20 protein-coding genes are annotated in these 18,737 nt (G+C 64.6%); all 20 read right to left on the bottom strand.

What is annotated here, in order from left to right; genetic code table 11:
• Window positions 1–50: 50 nt before the first annotated feature.
• The 20 genes from KVG96_RS16820 to fliN all read right to left on the bottom strand — a co-directional run bounded on the left by KVG96_RS16820 (window position 51) and on the right by fliN (window position 18,697).
• Complete coding sequence (locus KVG96_RS16820; RefSeq protein ID WP_217893116.1) at window positions 51–446, bottom strand: DUF2802 domain-containing protein; 396 nt, start codon at window positions 444–446, stop codon at window positions 51–53.
• Window positions 447–932 (bottom strand): chemotaxis protein CheW, encoded by a 486-nt coding sequence (locus KVG96_RS16825; RefSeq protein ID WP_217893117.1) that lies wholly within the window; start codon window positions 930–932, stop codon window positions 447–449. It lies immediately after the preceding gene.
• A 75-nt stretch (window positions 933–1,007) separates the two neighbouring features.
• A complete protein-coding gene (locus KVG96_RS16830) occupies window positions 1,008–1,970 on the bottom strand; it encodes a CheW domain-containing protein (protein WP_217893118.1) in 963 nt (320 codons plus the stop codon).
• A gap of 105 nt (window positions 1,971–2,075) precedes the next feature.
• On the bottom strand, window positions 2,076–2,864 hold the full coding sequence (locus tag KVG96_RS16835) for a ParA family protein (RefSeq protein WP_217893119.1): 789 nt from the start codon (window positions 2,862–2,864) through the stop codon (window positions 2,076–2,078).
• 43 nt (window positions 2,865–2,907) lie between these two features.
• Window positions 2,908–3,798, bottom strand: a complete 891-nt coding sequence (gene motD, locus KVG96_RS16840; RefSeq protein WP_217893120.1) for a flagellar motor protein MotD — start codon at window positions 3,796–3,798, stop codon at window positions 2,908–2,910.
• Between the two features lie 15 nt (window positions 3,799–3,813).
• The gene (locus tag KVG96_RS16845) at window positions 3,814–4,554 is read right to left on the bottom strand and encodes a flagellar motor protein (protein ID WP_085577789.1); all 741 of its coding nucleotides are present in this window, start codon (window positions 4,552–4,554) and stop codon (window positions 3,814–3,816) included.
• A complete protein-coding gene (locus KVG96_RS16850) occupies window positions 4,554–5,690 on the bottom strand; it encodes a protein-glutamate methylesterase/protein-glutamine glutaminase (RefSeq protein ID WP_217893121.1) in 1,137 nt (378 codons plus the stop codon). The genes KVG96_RS16845 and KVG96_RS16850 overlap by 1 nt, the downstream gene beginning before the upstream one ends.
• Before the next feature lie 49 nt (window positions 5,691–5,739).
• Window positions 5,740–8,025: a chemotaxis protein CheA gene (locus KVG96_RS16855; RefSeq protein ID WP_217893122.1), complete on the bottom strand. Its 2,286-nt coding sequence runs from the start codon at window positions 8,023–8,025 to the stop codon at window positions 5,740–5,742.
• A gap of 39 nt (window positions 8,026–8,064) precedes the next feature.
• Window positions 8,065–8,853 carry a protein phosphatase CheZ gene (locus KVG96_RS16860; RefSeq protein WP_217893123.1) on the bottom strand — a complete coding sequence of 263 codons (789 nt, stop codon included), beginning with the start codon at window positions 8,851–8,853 and terminating at the stop codon, window positions 8,065–8,067.
• Window positions 8,854–8,871: 18 nt separating this feature from the next.
• Window positions 8,872–9,243 carry a chemotaxis response regulator CheY gene (locus tag KVG96_RS16865; protein ID WP_085577793.1) on the bottom strand — a complete coding sequence of 124 codons (372 nt, stop codon included), beginning with the start codon at window positions 9,241–9,243 and terminating at the stop codon, window positions 8,872–8,874.
• 169 nt (window positions 9,244–9,412) lie between these two features.
• Entirely contained in the window at window positions 9,413–10,153 is a 741-nt protein-coding gene (fliA, locus tag KVG96_RS16870) for an RNA polymerase sigma factor FliA (protein WP_085577794.1), read from the bottom strand.
• Window positions 10,150–10,980, bottom strand: a complete 831-nt coding sequence (gene fleN / locus KVG96_RS16875; protein WP_003222917.1) for a flagellar synthesis regulator FleN — start codon at window positions 10,978–10,980, stop codon at window positions 10,150–10,152. The genes fliA and fleN overlap by 4 nt, the downstream gene beginning before the upstream one ends.
• Window positions 10,981–11,093: 113 nt before the next feature.
• Window positions 11,094–12,434 carry a flagellar biosynthesis GTPase FlhF gene (gene flhF / locus KVG96_RS16880; protein ID WP_217893124.1) on the bottom strand — a complete coding sequence of 447 codons (1,341 nt, stop codon included), beginning with the start codon at window positions 12,432–12,434 and terminating at the stop codon, window positions 11,094–11,096.
• Window positions 12,435–12,445: 11 nt separating this feature from the next.
• On the bottom strand, window positions 12,446–14,575 hold the full coding sequence (flhA, locus tag KVG96_RS16885; RefSeq protein ID WP_217893125.1) for a flagellar biosynthesis protein FlhA: 2,130 nt from the start codon (window positions 14,573–14,575) through the stop codon (window positions 12,446–12,448).
• 254 nt (window positions 14,576–14,829) lie between these two features.
• A complete protein-coding gene (flhB, locus tag KVG96_RS16890) occupies window positions 14,830–15,969 on the bottom strand; it encodes a flagellar biosynthesis protein FlhB (protein ID WP_085577797.1) in 1,140 nt (379 codons plus the stop codon).
• A 3-nt stretch (window positions 15,970–15,972) separates the two neighbouring features.
• Window positions 15,973–16,758 carry a flagellar biosynthetic protein FliR gene (fliR, locus tag KVG96_RS16895; protein ID WP_217893126.1) on the bottom strand — a complete coding sequence of 262 codons (786 nt, stop codon included), beginning with the start codon at window positions 16,756–16,758 and terminating at the stop codon, window positions 15,973–15,975.
• 3 nt (window positions 16,759–16,761) lie between these two features.
• A complete protein-coding gene (gene fliQ / locus KVG96_RS16900; RefSeq protein WP_085577799.1) occupies window positions 16,762–17,031 on the bottom strand; it encodes a flagellar biosynthesis protein FliQ in 270 nt (89 codons plus the stop codon).
• A complete protein-coding gene (fliP, locus tag KVG96_RS16905) occupies window positions 17,028–17,786 on the bottom strand; it encodes a flagellar type III secretion system pore protein FliP (protein ID WP_085631148.1) in 759 nt (252 codons plus the stop codon). The genes fliQ and fliP overlap by 4 nt, the downstream gene beginning before the upstream one ends.
• Window positions 17,786–18,238 (bottom strand): flagellar biosynthetic protein FliO, encoded by a 453-nt coding sequence (fliO, locus tag KVG96_RS16910; RefSeq protein WP_437180507.1) that lies wholly within the window; start codon window positions 18,236–18,238, stop codon window positions 17,786–17,788. Before fliO ends, fliP begins: the two co-directional genes overlap by 1 nt.
• Window positions 18,239–18,697, bottom strand: coding sequence for a flagellar motor switch protein FliN (fliN, locus tag KVG96_RS16915; protein WP_085577802.1), 459 nt, complete (start codon window positions 18,695–18,697; stop codon window positions 18,239–18,241).
• Window positions 18,698–18,737 lie beyond the last annotated feature (40 nt).

An 18,737-nucleotide genomic window follows, 5' to 3' on the forward strand; every position in this document is an offset into this window, starting at 1 on the left:
TGCGGTTTTTTTGATTCTGCTTGCCGCTTGCCGCTTGAAGCTCGAATCCCTCAGCTGCTTCTGTGCAGCTTGCTCATCAACTCGGCCTCGGCCTGGGTCAGGCCGCAGGACTGGGTGAGTTCGTCGACGCTGGCGCCCATGCCGACCAGTTTCGCCGCCTGGGCGAACGACAGGCTGGACGGGTCGCGCTGCTCCAACTGAGTGATCTTGTCCGGCAAAGGGCTGACCACCGCGCGCAGCTCGTGCAGGTCTTCGCCCATGCGCACGTTGCCGTTCTGGTAGTCGTCGACACGCTTGGCCAGCTCCTTGATGCGCTGGTCACGCAGCGCATCGCCCTGGGCCTGCTGCGCAGCGATCAGCCGCTGCGCCTTGATGTACGCCAGAAACATCGCCAGCGTGCCCGCCCAGAACAGGAACAGGACAATGACCGCCACCTCGAGAATCAATCAGATGTTCTCCAGTTCCGACCATTCTTCTTCGGTCATCATCTTGTCCAGCTCGACCAGGATGAGCAACTCGTTGTTCTTGTTGCACACGCCCTGGATGAACTTGGCCGACTCTTCGTTGCCGACGTTCGGCGCGGTCTCGATCTCCGACTGGCGCAGGTAAACCACTTCAGCCACGCTGTCGACCAGGATGCCGACGACTTGCTTGTCGGCTTCGATGATGACGATACGGGTGTTGTCGCTGACTTCGCCGCTCATCAGGCCGAAGCGCTGACGGGTGTCGATCACGGTCACCACGTTGCCGCGCAGGTTGATGATGCCCAGCACGTAGCTCGGCGCGCCCGGCACCGGAGCGATCTCGGTGTAGCGCAGGACTTCCTGGACGCGCATCACGTTGATGCCGTAGGTCTCGTTGTCCAGCTTGAAGGTCACCCATTGCAGGATCGGATCTTCAGAACCCTTTGCCGCAGTCGCCTTGTCGTTCATACCCTAGCCCCTCGAAAAACCGCGGTTGGCGGTGTGTGTTCCGTGCGCCGGCACCCGGGTGCCGGCGCGTGTCTGTTATGTCGGTTTGCGGTTCGGCGTACTGCCGGACATGTGCTTCGCCCCGCCGCTGGCGATCAGTTGCGCCAGTGCGGCGACATCGAGCAAGGCGCACATGTGTTCAATCACCGTGCCGGCGAGCCATGGCCGCTGACCCCGGTGAGTCCTCCATTTGATTTCGTTCGGATCCAGTCGCAGCGAACGGCTGACCTGATGCACCGCCAGGCCCCATTCGTAGCCCTGGACCGAAATCACGTACTGCAGCCCCTGACGGAAATCGTCGCGGTAACGGTCGGGCATGACCCAGCGCGCGGTGTCCAGCACCTTCAGGTTGCCGGACTGGCTTGGCAGGATGCCGAGGAACCATTCCGGCTGACCGAACAGCGGCGTCAGGTCGTGGCCGGCCAGCGAGTAGATCGAACCCAGGCACACCAGCGGCACCGCCAGGGTCAGGCCCGCGACGTCGAACAGCAGGCACTCGAAGGCTTCGGACGCCCAGGCCGGACGGCCGTCGGTGTCGGCTGGCGGCGGTGTGTTGCTCGGCGGCAGGTGCACTTCGACCAACGGCGCGACGAGCGTCGGCTCGGCAGGCGTCGCGACCGGTGCCGGCGCAGGTGCCGGCTCGGGCTCGGGCTCTGCCGGCAGGGTCGCCGGCTGCAAGAGGCGCGTCTGCAAGAGCGGCGCGAGGGTCGAGAGCGGCGCGCGCGGCTCCGGCTCCTCCAGCAGCGCGACCGGCGGCTTGCTCACCGCGGCGGCTTTCGGGGCGGCGACCGGCGCCGAAACGCTGGCGGCCTTCTCGGCATCGCGCGCTTGCTCTTCGAGCACGGCGGCCTGGAATTCATCGAGGGCGGCGTTTTCCGGCGCAGGCGGCACCGTTTCGGCCGGCGCCTCAAGCACCTCGGGAACGTCCTGCAGCAGGCCGTCCAGATAGGACTGCAGCGCCTGCTGCGGGCGTGTGGTGAGCTTGATCGGGCGGTTCATCGGCGGACATCGCCCGACAGGAGCACCGCGTCGCCTGCTGCGCGGGCAAGCCCGCTCCCACAGGTGAGGTGCGAATCGAAAAGAGGCGGACGGGTCAGGGTCATGTCACGCCACCTGCGCAACGGACTGCTGCGCCAGCAGGTGCTTGAGCAGTGCGCGGTAGGCCAGCACGCCGCGGCTCTTGCCGTCGAACTGCGAAGGCGTGACGCCGGCGCGGCTGGCGTCGCGCAGGCGGGTGTCGACCGGGATGTAGCCCTGCCAGATCTCTTCGGGGAATTTGTCGCGCAGGATGCGCAAGGTGCCCATCGACGCCTGGGTGCGGCGGTCGAACAGGGTCGGCACGATGCTGAACGGCAGCGCCTGCTTGCGCGAGCGGTTGACCATCGCCAGGGTGTTGACCATGCGCTCCAGGCCTTTGACCGCCAGGTGTTCGGTCTGCACCGGGATCACCAGTTGCTGACTGGCGGCCAGGGCGTTGACCATCAGCACGCCGAGCAGCGGCGGGCTGTCGATGATGGCGTAGTCGAAGTCCTGCCACAGCTGCGCCAGACTCTTGGCGATCACCAGGCCCAGGCCGCTCTGCCCCGGCGACTGGCGCTCCAGGGTGGCCAGCGCGGTGCTGGACGGCAACAGGGAAATGCGCTCGTCGCTGGTGGACAGCAGCAACTGGCCCGGCAGGCCTTCCGGCACGCTGCCCTTGTGCAGGAACAGGTCGTAGTTGCTGTGCTCCAGGCTGTCGGGGTCGTAACCGAAATAGCTGGTCATCGAGCCGTGGGGGTCGAGATCGACCACGACCACGCGCTTGCCCGCCTCGGCCAGCAACCCGGCTAAAGCGATGGAGGAAGTGGTTTTACCGACACCACCCTTTTGATTGGCGACTGCCCAGACTCTCATTCGGATCGTTCCACCCGGCCGGGATGCCCGGCCGAGACATAGCTCAGCGTATTAATGCGGGTGACGGAGAATTGACGGCACTCTCGCGTCCCGACGTCTTGGCCGGGTTCGGTGCAGTTTGTGTGCCAGCCCGCTTCAGTGCCGCGTCCGGCGTCGCATGGGCGGTGCCGGTGCCGGTCAGGCTGCGGCGCACATCCAGGTTGCGCGACACCACCAGCACCACGCGGCGGTTCTTCGCCCGGCCTTCGGCGGTGGCGTTGTTGGCCACCGGCTGGAATTCGCCGTAGCCCACCGACGCCATGCGCCCCGGGTTCACGCCCTGCATTGCGAGCATGCGCACGATGCTGGCCGAACGCGCCGAAGACAGTTCCCAGTTGGTCGGGTACTGCGCGGTGCGGATCGGCTGGTCATCGGTGAAGCCTTCGACGTGAATCGGATTGTCGAACGGCTTGAGGATCGCCGCGACCTTGTCGATGATGTTGAACGCCACATCGCTCGGCATCGCGTCGCCGCTGCCGAACAGCAGGCTGGAGTTGAGTTCGATCTCGACCCACAGCTCGTTGCCGCGCACGGTCATCTGGTTGGAGGCGATCAGGTCGCCGAACGCGGCGCTGATGTCGTCGGCGATGCTTTTGAGCGGGTCGCTGGCGCCGGCGATGCCGGCGTCGACCTGCTCCGAGTCCTTGACCAACGGCTTGGCCGGGGTCACGGTCTTGGGGCGCTCATCACCGATGGGAATGGGCTTGAGCGCGCGGTCGGCGTCGGTGAAGACCCCGATCAGCGCCTCGGAAATGATCTTGTACTTGCCTTCGTTGATCGACGAGATCGAGTACATGACCACGAAGAACGCGAACAGCAAGGTGATGAAGTCCGCGTAGGACACCAGCCAGCGTTCGTGGTTGACGTGTTCTTCATGCTGCCGGCGACGAGCCATAGTCCATTACCCCCATCAATCCATGAAGCCCTGAAGCTTCAGCTCGATAGAGCGAGGGTTTTCACCTTCGGCGATCGACAGGATCCCTTCCAACAACATTTCGCGATAACGCGACTGCCGCAACGCGATTGACTTCAGCTTGGCGGCGATCGGCAGCAGCACCAGGTTGGCGCTCGCCACACCGTAGATGGTGGCGACGAACGCCACGGCGATGCCGTTGCCCAGCTGCGACGGATCGGCCAGGTTGCCCATCACGTGGATCAGGCCCATCACCGCACCGATGATGCCGATGGTCGGCGCGTAGCCGCCCATGCTTTCGAACACCTTGGCCGCCTCGACGTCGCGGGCTTCCTGGGTGAAGAAGTCCACCTCGAGGATGCTGCGGATCGCTTCCGGCTCGGCGCCGTCGACCAGCAGTTGCAGGCCCTTGCGCGAATAGGCGTCGGGTTCGGCGTCGGCCACGCCTTCCAGCCCGAGCAGGCCTTCCTTGCGTGCGGTGAGGCTCCAGTTGACGACGCGGTCGATGCCGCCGGCCAGGTCGACCCGCGGCGGGAAGAAGATCCACGCCAGGATCTGCATGGCGCGCTTGAAGGCGCTCATCGGCGACTGCAGCAGCGCGGCGCCGATGGTGCCGCCCAGCACGATCAGCGCCGCCGGCCCGTTGGCCAGCGCGCCGAGGTGGCCGCCCTCAAGGAAGTTGCCGCCGATGATGGCGACAAACGCCATGATGATCCCGATAAGGCTTAGAACATCCATCAGATACACGCCTCGACGATGTGCTTGCCGATGTCGTCCAGGCCGTACACCGCGTCGGCCAGGTCAGCCTTGACGATGGCCATCGGCATGCCGTAGATCACGCAGCTGGCCTCGTCCTGGGCCCAGACGGTGCTGCCGCCCTGCTTGAGCAGCCGCGCGCCTTCACGGCCGTCGGCGCCCATGCCGGTCAGCACGACCGCCAGAACTTTGTCGCTATAGGACTTGGCGGCGGAACCGAAGGTGATGTCCACGCACGGCTTGTAGTTCAGGCGTTCGTCGCCCGGCAGGATCTTCACCGCGCCGCGGCCGTCGATCATCATCTGCTTGCCGCCGGGGGCCAGCAGCGCCAGGCCGGGACGCAGGATGTCGCCGTCCTCGGCTTCCTTGACGCTGATGCGGCACAGCTTGTCCAGACGCTCGGCGAAGGCCTTGGTGAACGCCGCCGGCATGTGCTGGATCAGCACGATCGGCGCCGGGAAGTTGGCCGGCAGTTGGGTGAGCACCCGCTGCAGGGCCACCGGGCCGCCGGTGGAGGTACCGATGGCGACCAGTTTGTAGGCCTTGCGCTTGGGGGCCGGCGACGAAGCGCTGGCCGCCGGTGCGCGTGCAGGCGCAGGAGCAGGCGCCGGGCGGGCCGGTGCGCTGGTGCTGTGGCTGCTGAAGCCGGACGCCGCCGGAGCAGGCGCAGGCGTCGGCGCAGCGGCCGGCGCCGGTGCGCTGTAGGCGCTGAAACGACGGTTGCTGCGCGAGATGCTGTGCACCTTCTCGCACAGCAGTTGCTTGACCTTCTCCGGATTGCGGGAGATGTCTTCGAAATTCTTCGGCAGGAAATCCACCGCGCCGGCATCCAGCGCATCCAGGGTCACCCGGGCGCCTTCATGGGTCAGCGAGGAGAACATCAGCACCGGGGTCGGGCAGCGCTGCATGATGTGCCGCACGGCCGTGATGCCGTCCATCATCGGCATCTCGTAGTCCATGGTGATCACATCGGGCTTGAGGGCCTGAGCCTGCTCGATCGCCTCTTTACCGTTGGTCGCCGTACCGACGACCTGGATGGTCGGATCCGCCGAAAGAATTTCCGAGACGCGGCGGCGGAAAAAACCCGAATCGTCCACCACCAGGACTTTGACTGCCATAAACACTCCATTAGGTGCAGCGAGGCGCTGGCGCCCCGCTGCCCCGGATTCAAATACGCCGTGCGGCGTAACGCTTGAGCATGCTCGGAACATCGAGAATCAGCGCGATGCGGCCGTCACCGGTGATGGTGGCGCCGGACATGCCCGGAGTCCCTTGAAGCATCTTGCCCAACGGCTTGATGACCACTTCTTCCTGGCCGACCAGTTGATCGACGACGAAGCCGATCCGCTGGGTGCCCACCGAAAGGATCACCACATGGCCTTCGCGCGGCTCTTCGTGAGCGGCGGAGCTGACCAGCCAGCGCTTGAGGTAGAACAGCGGCAGCGCCTTGTCCCGCACGATCACCACTTCCTGGCCGTCCACCACGTTGGTGGTCGACAGGTCGAGGTGGAAAATTTCGTTGACGTTCACCAGCGGGAACGCGAACGCCTGGTTGCCGAGCATCACCATCAGGGTCGGCATGATCGCCAGGGTCAGCGGCACCTTGATGACGATCTTCGAGCCCTGGCCCTTGGTCGAGTAAATGTTGATCGAACCGTTGAGCTGGGAAATCTTGGTCTTCACCACGTCCATGCCCACGCCGCGGCCGGACACGTCGGAGATCTCGGTCTTGGTCGAGAAGCCCGGAGCGAAGATCAGGTTGTAGCACTCGGTGTCGCTCAGGCGGTCCGCCGCATCCTTGTCCATCACGCCGCGCTTCACGGCGATGGAACGCAGGACGTTCGGGTCCATGCCCTTGCCGTCGTCGGAGATCGACAGCAGGATGTGGTCGCCTTCCTGCTCGGCCGCCAGGATCACCTTGCCGCCGCGGGGCTTGCCCGACTCTTCGCGCTCTTCCGGCGACTCGATGCCGTGGTCGACCGCGTTGCGCACCAAGTGCACCAGCGGGTCGGCCAGCGCCTCGACGAGGTTCTTGTCCAGGTCGGTCTCTTCGCCGACCAGTTCCAGGTTGATCTCTTTCTTGAGCTGGCGCGCCAGGTCGCGGACCAGGCGCGGGAAGCGGCCGAACACTTTCTTGATCGGCTGCATCCGGGTCTTCATCACGGCGGTCTGCAGGTCCGCGGTGACCACGTCGAGGTTCGACACGGCCTTGGACATGGCTTCGTCGCCGCTGTTGAGGCCCAGGCGCACCAGACGGTTACGCACCAGCACCAGCTCGCCGACCATGTTCATGATCTCGTCGAGGCGCGCGGTGTCGACCCGCACGGTGGTCTCGGCTTCGCTGGTCGGTTTTTCCGGCGGTGGCGCGGCCGGGGCACGCGCTGCCGCTGGCGCGGCCGCAGCAGCCGGCTTCGGCGTTTCGGCCTTGGCCTCAGGCGCCTTGGCGGCCGGTTTCGGCGCCGCAGCAGCGGCCGGGGCCTTGGCAGCCGGCGCGGCAACCGCAGCAGTGCTGCCCGCCGTCACCGGCGCACCGGTGTTGACGTCGGTGAACTTGCCTTTGCCGTGCAGCTCGTCGAGCAGCGACTCGAATTCGTGGTCGCTGATCAGGTCGCTGCCGGCGACAGCGGCGGCCGGTGCGGCAGCAGCCGGGGCCGGAGCCGACGCGATCGCCGATTCCAGCGCTTCGACGGCGAAGTTGCCTTTGCCGTGCAACTGGTCGAGCAAGGCTTCGAATTCGTCGTCGGTGATGTCCGAGCTGTCGCCCGCCGCCGGGGCCGCCGCAGCGGGTGCCGCCGGGGTGACCGCCTCAGGTGCGAACTGGCCTTTGCCGTGCAACTGATCGAGCAGCGACTCGAACTCGGCGTCGGTGATTTCGTCGCTGGCCGCTTCGTCGCCCGCAGGCGCAGGTGCGGCGGCAGCCGCCGGGGCCTCGGCTTCGGCCTTGACGGCGCTCAGCGAGTCCAGCAGTTGTTCGAATTCGTTGTCGGTGATGTCGCCCGAGGCGCTTTCGGCAACCGGCTCCTCAACCACTTCCGCAGCGGCAGGCGCGGCCTCATCGGCCGACTGCGGCTCGGCCAGGCGGGCCAGGGCCGCCAGCAGTTCCGGGGTGGCGGCGGTGATCGGGCTGCGGTCGCGGACTTCGCCGAACATGCTGTTCACCGAGTCCAGCGCCTCAAGCACCACGTCCATCAGTTCCGCATCAACGCGACGCTCACCCTTGCGCAGGATGTCGAACACGTTCTCGGCGATGTGACAGCACTCCACCAGCTCGTTGAGCTGAAGGAAGCCGGCGCCCCCTTTTACAGTGTGGAAACCGCGAAAAATTGCGTTGAGCAAGTCTGCGTCGTCCGGACGGCTTTCCAGCTCGACCAGTTGTTCGGACAGTTGCTCAAGAATCTCGCCGGCCTCAACCAGGAAATCCTGAAGGATCTCTTCATCGGCGCCGAAGCTCATTAATGGGGTGCTCCTACAGGTCTAAAAACCCAAAAAAACTCAAAATCCAAGGCTGGATAACAAATCGTCCACATCGTCCTGACCGGACACAACGTCTTCTCGTTTATCGGCATGAATCTGCGGACCTTCACCCTGCGAGAGATGTTTTTGCGGATCTTTTTCGGCAAGCATCGCCGCACGGTCATGTTCGATGCCCGCAAAGCGGTCCACCTGACTGGCCATGAGCACGAGCTTGAGCAGATTGCTTTCGACTTCGGTGACCAATTGGGTCACGCGCTTGATCACCTGACCGGTCAGGTCCTGGTAATCCTGGGCCAGCAGGATGTCGTTCAGGTTGCCCGACACCGCCCGGCTGTCCGCGCTGCTGCGCGCCAGAAAACCGTCGACCCGGCGCGCCAGTTCGCGGAACTCTTCGGCCCCGACCTCGCGACGCATGAACCGGCCCCAATCGGCGCTCAGCGCCTGGGCTTCGTCAGCGAGCGCGTTGACCACCGGCGTTGCGCTCTCCACCAGATCCATGGTGCGGTTGGCGGCGTTCTCGGTCAGCTTGACCACATAGCCAAGGCGCTCGGTCGCATCGGTGATCTGCGACACCTCTTCGGCCTGGGGCATGTGCGGATCGATATGGAAATTGACGATCGCACTGTGCAGCTCGCGCGTGAGCTTGCCCACTTCCTGGTACAGGCCGCGGTCACGGGTCTGATTGAGCTCATGGATCAGTTGCACGGCCTCGCCGAACTTGCCCTTTTCAAGGCTGTCGACCAATTCGACCGCGTGTTTTTTCAGCGTCGACTCGAAGTCGCCCTGTGAAGACTCTTTATGCTCCATAGCTCCCCCGCGCGTTCATCAGCCGATGCGTTCGAAAATCTTCTCGATCTTTTCTTTCAAAGCCTGGGCCGTGAATGGTTTGACCACGTAGCCGTTGACGCCGGCCTGGGCCGCTTCGATGATCTGCTCGCGCTTGGCTTCCGCCGTCACCATCAGGACCGGCAGGTGCTTGAGGCGCTCGTCGGCGCGCACCTTGCGCAGCAAGTCGATGCCGGTCATGCCGGGCATGTTCCAGTCGGTGACCAGAAAATCGAAGTGCCCGCTTTCCAGCATCGGCAACGCGGTGTTGCCGTCGTCGGCCTCGGCGGTGTTGGTGAACCCCAGGTCACGCAGCAGGTTCTTGATGATCCGCCGCATCGTTGAGAAATCGTCAACGATGAGGATTTTCATGTCTTTGTTCAATTCGACCTCCAAGCAGTCTTAAACGCGCCCGGCAACGGGACGCGCCATTTCATTCAATCCGGCAAGGCACTCTCGATGACTGTCTGGAGCACAACGGATCGAGACCGGTGCCGCTCACCACCGCACCAGCCTCGTTCGCAGTGTCCCCACACTGCCTTCAGCGCGCTCGCCACTCCCCCAAACGCCCCCGCAAACGGGCCGCGCACTGGCTGTGCAACTGGCTGACCCGCGATTCGCTGACGCCAAGGACCTCACCGATTTCCTTGAGGTTCAGTTCCTCGTCGTAGTACAGCGCCAACACCAGTCGCTCGCGCTCCGGCAAATTGGCAATCGCGTCCGCCAGCGCCGCCTGGAAGCGTTCGTCTTCCAGATCGCGCGACGGCTCAAGATGAGCGCTGGCGCCATCCTCATGCAGCCCTTCGTGTTCGCCGTCCTGCAGCAGGTCGTCGAAACTGAACAGCCGGCTGCCCAGGGTGTCGTTCAAAATCCCGTAGTAATCGTCGAGACTCAATTGGAGTTCGGCCGCAACCTCGTGATCTTTAGCGTCACGGCCGGTTTTAGCTTCAATCGCGCGAATCGCGTCGCTGACCATGCGGGTATTGCGGTGGACCGAGCGCGGTGCCCAGTCCCCTTTGCGCACCTCGTCAAGCATCGCGCCGCGGATCCGGATGCCCGCGTAGGTCTCGAAACTGGCGCCCTTGCTGGCGTCGTATTTGTTCGAGACCTCGAGCAGGCCGATCATCCCGGCCTGGATCAGGTCTTCGACCTGCACGCTGGCCGGCAACCGCGCCAGCAAGTGGTAGGCGATGCGCTTGACCAGCGGCGCATAACGCTCGATCAGCTCGTACTGCGCATCGCGCGCCGACTTCTTGTACAGGTTCATACCGCTGGCGGTCATAGCACAGGCCCTGCCGTTTGCTGCACGAGACGCTCGACGAAAAACTCGAGGTGGCCGCGCGGGTTGGCGGGCAGCGGCCAGGTGTCGACCTTTTGAGCGATCGCCTTGAAGGCCAGGGCGCACTTGGAACGCGGGAAGGCTTCATAGACCGCACGCTGCTTCTGCACCGCCTTGCGCACGCTTTCGTCATAAGGCACCGCGCCGACGTATTGTAGGGCGACGTCCAGGAAGCGATCCGTGACCTTGGTCAACTTGGCGAACAGGTTGCGCCCTTCCTGCGGGCTCTGGGCCATGTTGGCCAGGACGCGGAAACGGTTCATGCCGTAGTCGCGGTTGAGCAGTTTGATCAGTGCGTAGGCGTCGGTGATGGAGGTCGGCTCGTCGCAGACCACCAGCAGCACCTCCTGGGCGGCGCGCACGAAACTGACCACCGAGTCACCGATGCCCGCAGCGGTGTCGATCACCAGCACGTCGAGGTTGTCGCCGATGTCGCTGAAGGCCTGGATCAGGCCGGCATGCTGGGCCGGGCTCAGGTGCACCATGCTCTGGGTGCCTGAGGCGGCCGGCACGATGCGGATCCCGCCGGGGCCCTGCAGCAGCACGTCGCGCAGCTCGCAGCGGCCTTCGATCACGTCGGCCAGGGTGCGTTTGGGTGTGAGGCCCAGCAGAACGTCGACGTTCGCCAGACCCAGGTCGGCGTCCAGCAGCATGACCCGACGGCCAAGCTCTGCCAGCGCCAGGGACAAGTTCACTGACACGTTAGTCTTGCCGACGCCACCTTTGCCGCCGGTCACCGCGATCACCTGTACGGGATGCATGCTGCCCATGTTATTTCTTTACCTTGTCTTGCATAGACGGAGGCCACATTACTGGCTGCGCGTTCACGACCGGAACAATGCGTGGCAGGCCATCGATGTAGGTACAAAAACTGTTCATTACCTCAGCCGACCTGCTTGGTCGGGCTGTGGTAGATATCAGCGAACATGTCGGCCATGGCTTCTTCGCTGGGTTCTTCCTGCATTTGCACGCTGACGGCGCGGCTGACCAGTTGGTGACGGCGCGGCAGATGCAGGTCATCCGGGATCCGCGGGCCGTCGGTCAGGTAGGCGACCGGCAGTTCGTGGCTGATCGCCAGGCTCAGCACTTCGCCGAGGCTGGCCGTCTCATCCAGTTTAGTCAGGATGCAACCGGCGAGCCCGCAACGCTTGTAACTGTGATAAGCGGCCGTCAGCACCTGTTTCTGGCTGGTGGTGGCCAGAACCAGATAGTTCCTGGAGCGGATGCCGCGGCCGGCCAGGCTTTCCAGCTGCATGCGCAGCGCCGGATCGCTGGCCTGCAGGCCGGCGGTGTCGATCAGCACCACGCGCTTGCGCAGCAGCGGGTCCAGCGCCTGCACCAGGGACTGGCCCGGATCGACGTGGGTCACCGACACATTGAGGATCCGGCCCAGGGTCTTGAGCTGTTCCTGGGCGCCGATGCGGAAGCTGTCCATGCTCACCAGGGCAATGTTCTGCGCGCCGTACTTGAGCACGTAACGCGCCGCGAGCTTGGCCAGGGTGGTGGTCTTGCCCATGCCGGCGGGGCCGACCATGGCGATCACCCCGCCCTCTTCCAGCGGTTCGACCTCCGGCACGCCGATCATCCGCGCCAGGTGCGCCAGCAGCATGCGCCATGCCTGGCGCGGCTCCTCGACGTCGCTGATCATCGCCAGCAGGTCGCGCGACAGCGGGCCCGACAGGCCGATGCGCTGCAGGCGGCGGTACAGGTTGGCCTGGGCCGGACGGTTGCCCTGCAACTGGTTCCACGCCAGGGTGCCGAGCTGAACTTCCATCAGCTCGCGCAGGCTGTTGAGCTCCGAACGCATCGAGTCGAGGGCGCGCGGATCGACACCGGCCGGGGCCGGCGCAGGCGCCGGTGCGGGACGGGCCGGTGCGGCGTAGGCCGGCTCCGACAACGGTTCGGCGGCGGTCAGCGGCAAGCCGGCGGTCAACGGCAGCCCGGCGAACAACTGACGGTTGGTGTTGCCGTCGGCTTCGCCGCGCAGGCTCAGCTCGGCCTGGGCGGTGACGATGCGCGACTGGGTCTTGCGCAGCTCGTCTTCGAGTTCCATGTTCGGCACGCGCGGGGCCAGCGCCGACAGTTTGTAATCCAGCGCCGCGGTCAGCTCGACACCGCCGGCGATGCGGCGGTTGCCGATGATGGCGGCATCAGCGCCCAGCTCATCACGAACCAGCTTCATGGCCTGACGCATATCGGCGGCGAAAAAACGCTTAACTTGCATAAACCACTACCTCAGCCGTTGGGCCCTACTGTCGCAACGATGGTCACTTGCTTGTTGTCCGGAATTTCCTGGTAGGCCAGCACGTGCAGTCCGGGAACTGCCAGGCGACCGAAGCGCGAGAGCATCGCGCGGACCGGGCCTGCCACCAGCAGGATCACCGGTTGGCCTTGCATTTCCTGACGCTGGGCCGCTTCGATGAGCGAACGCTGCAGCTTCTCGGCCATGCTCGGCTCCAGCAGAACGCCCTCTTCCGAGCCTTGTCCTGCCTTTTGCAGACTATTGAGCAAAATTTGTTCCAACCTTGGTTCCAAGGTGATCACAGGCAGCTCGGACTCAGTGCCTACAATGCTTTGGACGATGGCGCGGGATACGCCGACCCGCACGGCCGCCACCAGCGCGGCGGTATCTTGACTCTTGGCGGCGTTGTTGGCGATCGCTTCGGCGATGCTGCGGATGTCGCGCACCGGCACGTGTTCGGCCAGCAACGCCTGGAGCACCTTGAGCAACTGCGACAGGGTGACGACCCCCGGCACCAGCTCTTCGGCCAGCTTCGGCGAGCTCTTGGCCAGCAGGGTCATCAGTTGCTGCACTTCCTCGTGGCCGATCAGTTCGCTGGAGTGCTTGTACAGAATCTGGTTCAGGTGGGTCGCCACCACGGTGCTGGCGTCGACCACGGTGTAGCCGAGCGACTGCGCCTGGGCGCGCTGGCTGACTTCGATCCACACCGCCTCAAGGCCGAAAGCCGGATCTTTGGCGGTGATGCCGTTGAGCGTGCCGTAGACCTGGCCCGGGTTGATCGCCAGTTCGCGCTCCGGGTAGATCTCGGCTTCGGCGAGGATCACGCCCATCAGGGTCAGGCGGTAGGCGCTCGGCGCCAGGTCGAGGTTGTCGCGGATGTGCACGGTGGGCATCAGGAAGCCCAGGTCCTGGGAGAGCTTCTTGCGCACGCCCTTGATCCGCGCCAGCAGTTGCCCGCCCTGGTTGCGGTCCACCAGCGGGATCAGGCGGTAGCCGACTTCCAGGCCGATCATGTCGATCGGCGTCACATCGTCCCAGCCCAGCTCCTTGGTCTCCAGGGCGCGGGCCGGCGACGGCAGCAGTTCCTGCTGGCGCTTGACCTCTTCCAGAGCCTGCACCTTGGCCACGTTCTGCTTCTTCCAGAACAGGTAGGCGCCGCCGGCCGCCAGGGCCGCCATGGTCAGGAAGGAGAAGTGCGGCATGCCCGGCACCAGCCCCATGATCGCCATCAGGCCGGCCGCGACGGCCAGCGCCTTGGGCGAGGCGAACATCTGGCGGTTGATCTGCTTGCCCATGTCTTCGGAACCCGAGGCACGGGTCACCATGATCGCGGCGGCGGTGGACAGCAGCAGTGATGGCAATTGCGCCACCAAACCGTCACCGATGGTCAGCAGGGCGTACACCTTGCCGGCGTCGGCGAAGGTCATGTTGTGCTGGAAGATACCGACGGCCATGCCGCCGATCAGGTTGATGAACAGGATCAGCAGGCCGGCGATGGCGTCACCGCGCACGAACTTGCTGGCACCGTCCATCGAACCGTAGAACTCCGCCTCCTGGGCCACTTCCGCCCGGCGGGCCTTGGCCTGGGTCTGGTCGATCAGGCCGGCGTTGAGGTCGGCGTCGATCGCCATCTGCTTGCCGGGCATCGCATCGAGGGTGAAACGCGCGCTCACCTCGGAAATCCGCCCGGCACCCTTGGTCACCACGACGAAGTTGATGATCATCAAGATGGCGAACACCACGATGCCGACCACGTAGTTGCCGCCGATCACCACCTCGCCGAAGGCCTGGATCACCTTGCCGGCGGCGGCATGGCCGTCCTGGCCGTGGAGCATCACCACCCGCGTCGATGCCACGTTCAGCGCCAGGCGCAGCAGCGTCGCCACCAGCAGGATCGTCGGGAACACGGCGAAATCCAGCGGCCGCAAGGCGTACACGCACACCAGCAGCACGACGATGGACAGCGCGATGTTGAAGGTGAAGAACACGTCCAGCAGGAACGGCGGCACCGGCAACATCATCATCGCCAACATGACCAGCAGCAACAGCGGCACACCCAGATTGCCCCGGCTGAGCTCCGACAGGTTGCTGCGGGCACTGTTGATTAACTGAGAGCGATCCACCGGTTTTCCCCGTTCCTTTCAAGCAAACTTTTGACGCCCGAAGCGGGCGCACGGCGGCTACTGCAAAAAGCCTTCCAACTTTTGCCGGGGATTGAAATAGAAGGGATTACCTTGCTTTTTTGTAGGAGCGAGCCTGCTCGCGATAGCAATCGTCCAGCCACTGAAAGGTGAATGACAAACCGCTATCGCGAGCAGGCTCGCTCCTACATTTGGAATGCGTTTCCCTGTGGGAGCGACGGTGATCGGCGCTGAACTCAGGAATCGCGCCGCAGGTCCGGCGGAATCGGCAGGTCGTCCTTGAGCGGCTCCGGCGGCTTGCCCTTGCCGGCGCGGTACTGGCGGATCTGGTAGACGTAGGCCAGCACCTGGGCGACCGCCAGGTACAGGCCGCCGGGGATTTCTTCCTCGAGCTCGGTGGAGTGGTAGATCGAACGCGCCAGGGCCGGCGATTCGAGCAGCATGATCTCGTTGGCCGTGGCGATCTCGCGGATCTTCAGCGCCAGGAAGTCGGTGCCCTTGGCCAGCAGCACCGGCGCGCCGCCCTTGTCGGCGTCGTACTTGAGCGCCACCGCGTAGTGGGTCGGGTTGGTGATGACCACGTCGGCCTGGGGAATGGCCGCCATCATCCGCCGCTGGGACATCTCGCGCTGCACCTGGCGGATCCGCTGCTTGACCTCCGGACGGCCCTCCTGGTCCTTGTGCTCGTCGCGCACTTCCTGCTTGGTCATCTTGAGCTTCTTGATGCTCTCCCAGATCTGCACCGGCACGTCCACCGCCGCAATGACGATCAGTCCGCAGGCCATCCACAAGGTGCTCCAGCCCACCAGCAGCACGCTGTGGATGATCGCTTTCTCGAGGGGCTCGTGGGCGATGCGCAGCAGGTCGTCGACGTCGCCGGACAGCACCACCAGCGCCACCGCCAGAGTGATAAGAAACTTGGCCAGCGCCTTGAGCAGCTCGACCACGGACTTGGCCGAGAACATGCGCTTGATTCCCGACAGGGGGTTCATCCGGCTGAACTTGGGCGCCATGGAGCCGGCGGCGAACAGCCAGCCGCCGAGCGCGATCGGCCCCAGCAGCGCCGCGAGCAGCAAGGTGATCATGATCGGCTGGATCGCCAACAGCGCCATCAGCCCCGAACTCATCAGGAACCGGCCCATGGAACCCTGATCCATGATCACTTCCCGCGACAGCGTGAAGTTCACCCGCATCAGTTCCATCAGGTCCTCGGCCAGCATGCCGCCGAAGATCAGCAGCGCGGCGGAGCCGGCGAGCATGATCGCCAGGGTGTTGAGCTCCTTGGAGCGCGCGATCTCGCCCTTCTCGCGGGAATCCTTCTTGCGCTTCTCCGTGGGGTCTTCTGTCTTGTCCTGACCGCTCTCGCTCTCAGCCATGGCTCAGCGTGCCCGTGCCAGTTCGCGCAGCAACTGCAAGGACTCGGCGGCCAGCGGTTGGTACTGATTGAGGATGTCCGCAAGGCCCACCCAGACGATGAACAGGCCGAGCACCAGGGTCAGCGGAAAACCGATGGAGAAGATGTTCAGCTGCGGCGCCGCCCGGGTCATGATGCCGAACGCGATGTTGACCACCAGCAGCGCCGTGACCGCCGGCAGCACCAGCAGCAGCGCCGCGCCGAGCACCCAGCCGAGCTTGCCGGCCAGCTCCCAGTAGTGGGCGGTCATCAGGCCGCCGCCGACCGGCAGCGTGGTGAAGCTTTCCGTCAGGACCTCGAACACCACCAGGTGGCCGTTCATCGCCAGGAACAGCAACGTCACCAGCATGGTGAAGAACTGCCCGATCACGGCCACCGACACGCCGTTGGTGGGGTCGATCATCGAGGCGAAGCCCATGCCCATCTGAATGGCGACGATCTGCCCCGCCACCACGAATGCCTGAAAGAACAATTGCAGGGAGAAGCCCAGCACCGCCCCGACCAGGATCTGTTCGGCGATCATCAGCAGACCGCTCAGGTCCAGCGGACTGACCGCCGGCATCGGCGGCAGGTTCGGCGAGATGACCACGGTGATCGCCAGCGCCAGGTAGAGGCGGATGCGCTTGGGCACGAGGGTGGTGCCGAACACCGGCATCACCATCAGCATCGAACCGATGCGGAACAGCGGCAGCATGAACGTCGCCACCCAGGTGCTGATCTGGGTATCGGTCAGTTGAAGCAGCGATTGCATGGCTCAGCCGATGACCAGCGGAATGTTTTTGTACAGCTGAGTGATGTATTCCATGAACGTCTGCACCAGCCAGGGGCCGGCGACGATCAGGGTGACCAGCATCACCAGCAGGCGCGGCAGGAAGCTGAGCGTCTGCTCGTTGATCTGCGTCGCCGCCTGGAACATCGACACCAGAAGCCCCACCAGCAGGCTCGGCACCACCAGGATCGCGACCATCATGGTGGTCAGCCACAAGGCTTCGCGAAAGATGTCGACCGCAACTTCAGGCGTCATGGCGATACACCTCCGAAACTGCTGGCCAGGGTGCCGATGATCAGCGCCCAGCCATCGACCAGCACGAACAGCATGATTTTGAACGGCAGGGAAATGATCAGCGGCGACAGCATCATCATGCCCATCGCCATCAGCACGCTCGCGACCACCAGGTCAATGATCAGGAACGGGATGAAGATCATGAAGCCGATCTGGAACGCGGTCTTGAGCTCGGAGGTCACGAAGGCCGGCACCAGGATCGTCAGCGGCGCCTGCTCAGGCGTCGCGATGTCGGTGCGCTTGGACAGGCGCATGAACAGCTCAAGGTCCGTGGAGCGGGTCTGGGCCAGCATGAAGTCCTTGATCGGCACCTGGGCCTTTTCCACCGCCTGCTGGGCGGTCAGCTTCTCCGCCAGGTAAGGCTGCAGCGCGTCGTTGTTCACCCGGTCGAACACCGGCGCCATGATGAACAGGGTCAGGAACAGCGCCATGCCGGTGAGGATCTGGTTCGACGGCGTCTGCTGCAGGCCCAGGGCCTGACGCAGGATCGAGAAGACGATGATGATCCGGGTGAAGCTGGTCATCAGGATGACGAACGCCGGAATGAAGCTCAGCGCCGTCATGATCAGCAGGATCTGCAGGCTGACCGAATACTCCTGCGCGCCCTCGGCGTTGGTGCCCAGCGTGATCGCCGGGATCGACAGCGGATCGGCGGCGAACGCCAGCGGCGCGGCCAGCATCAGGGCCAGGGTCAAGACGATGCGCAACGCACCCATTACTTCTTATCCTTCTGATCCTTGCCGAGCACCTTCAACAGATGCTGGGCAAACTCCGGAGTGGCCTTTTCGGCGGCGGCCGGCACGTCGACCGGCTCCTTGAGCACATGCAGCGCGGTGATGGTGCCGGGGCTCAGGCCGAGCAGGATCTGCTCGTTGCCGACCTGCACCAGCACCAGGCGGTCGCGGGGGCCGAGCGCGCGGGAGCCGATCAGCTCGATCACCTGGCCCTTGCCGGCGGGACCGGCCTGCTGCACCCGGCGCAGCAGCCAGGCGAGAAAGAAGATCAGGCCGAGCACCAGCAGCAGGCCGAGCACCAGTTGCGTCAACTGACCGGCGACGCCGCCGCTGACCGCAGGGGCGGCCGCCGTGGCGGCAGTCGCCGCCGGCTCGACCGCCAGCGCTGCGACCGGCAACGCCATTGCCGACAAGAAACCGAGCGCCTTGTTCACTCAGCGCAGCTTCTTGATGCGTTCGCTTGGGCTGATCACGTCGGTCAGGCGAATGCCGAACTTCTCGTTGACCACCACCACCTCCCCGTGGGCGATCAGGGTGCCGTTGACCAGCACGTCCAGCGGCTCGCCGGCCAGACGGTCCAGTTCGATCACCGAGCCCTGGTTGAGCTGCAGCAGGTTGCGGATGTTGATGTCGGTGCTGCCCACTTCCATCGAGATCGACACCGGGATGTCGAGGATCACATCCAGGTTCGGACCGTCCAGCGACACCGGCTCATTGTTCTTCGGGTGGCTGCCGAACTCTTCCATCGGCACACGGTTGGAGCTGGACACACCGGCGTCAGCCGCCAGCAGCGCGTCGATGTCGGCCTGGCCGCCCTCGCCGGTCTCTTCCAGGGCCGCAGCCCATTCGTCGGCCAGCGCCTGGTCGTCCTGGGTGTTCATATCGTCGTTCATCATTTGTCCTCGGCGGGCAAAAAAACCGGTAAAAACCAAA

The organism is Pseudomonas ekonensis, from assembly GCF_019145435.1.
In the GTDB taxonomy this organism is placed as follows: domain Bacteria; phylum Pseudomonadota; class Gammaproteobacteria; order Pseudomonadales; family Pseudomonadaceae; genus Aquipseudomonas; species Aquipseudomonas ekonensis.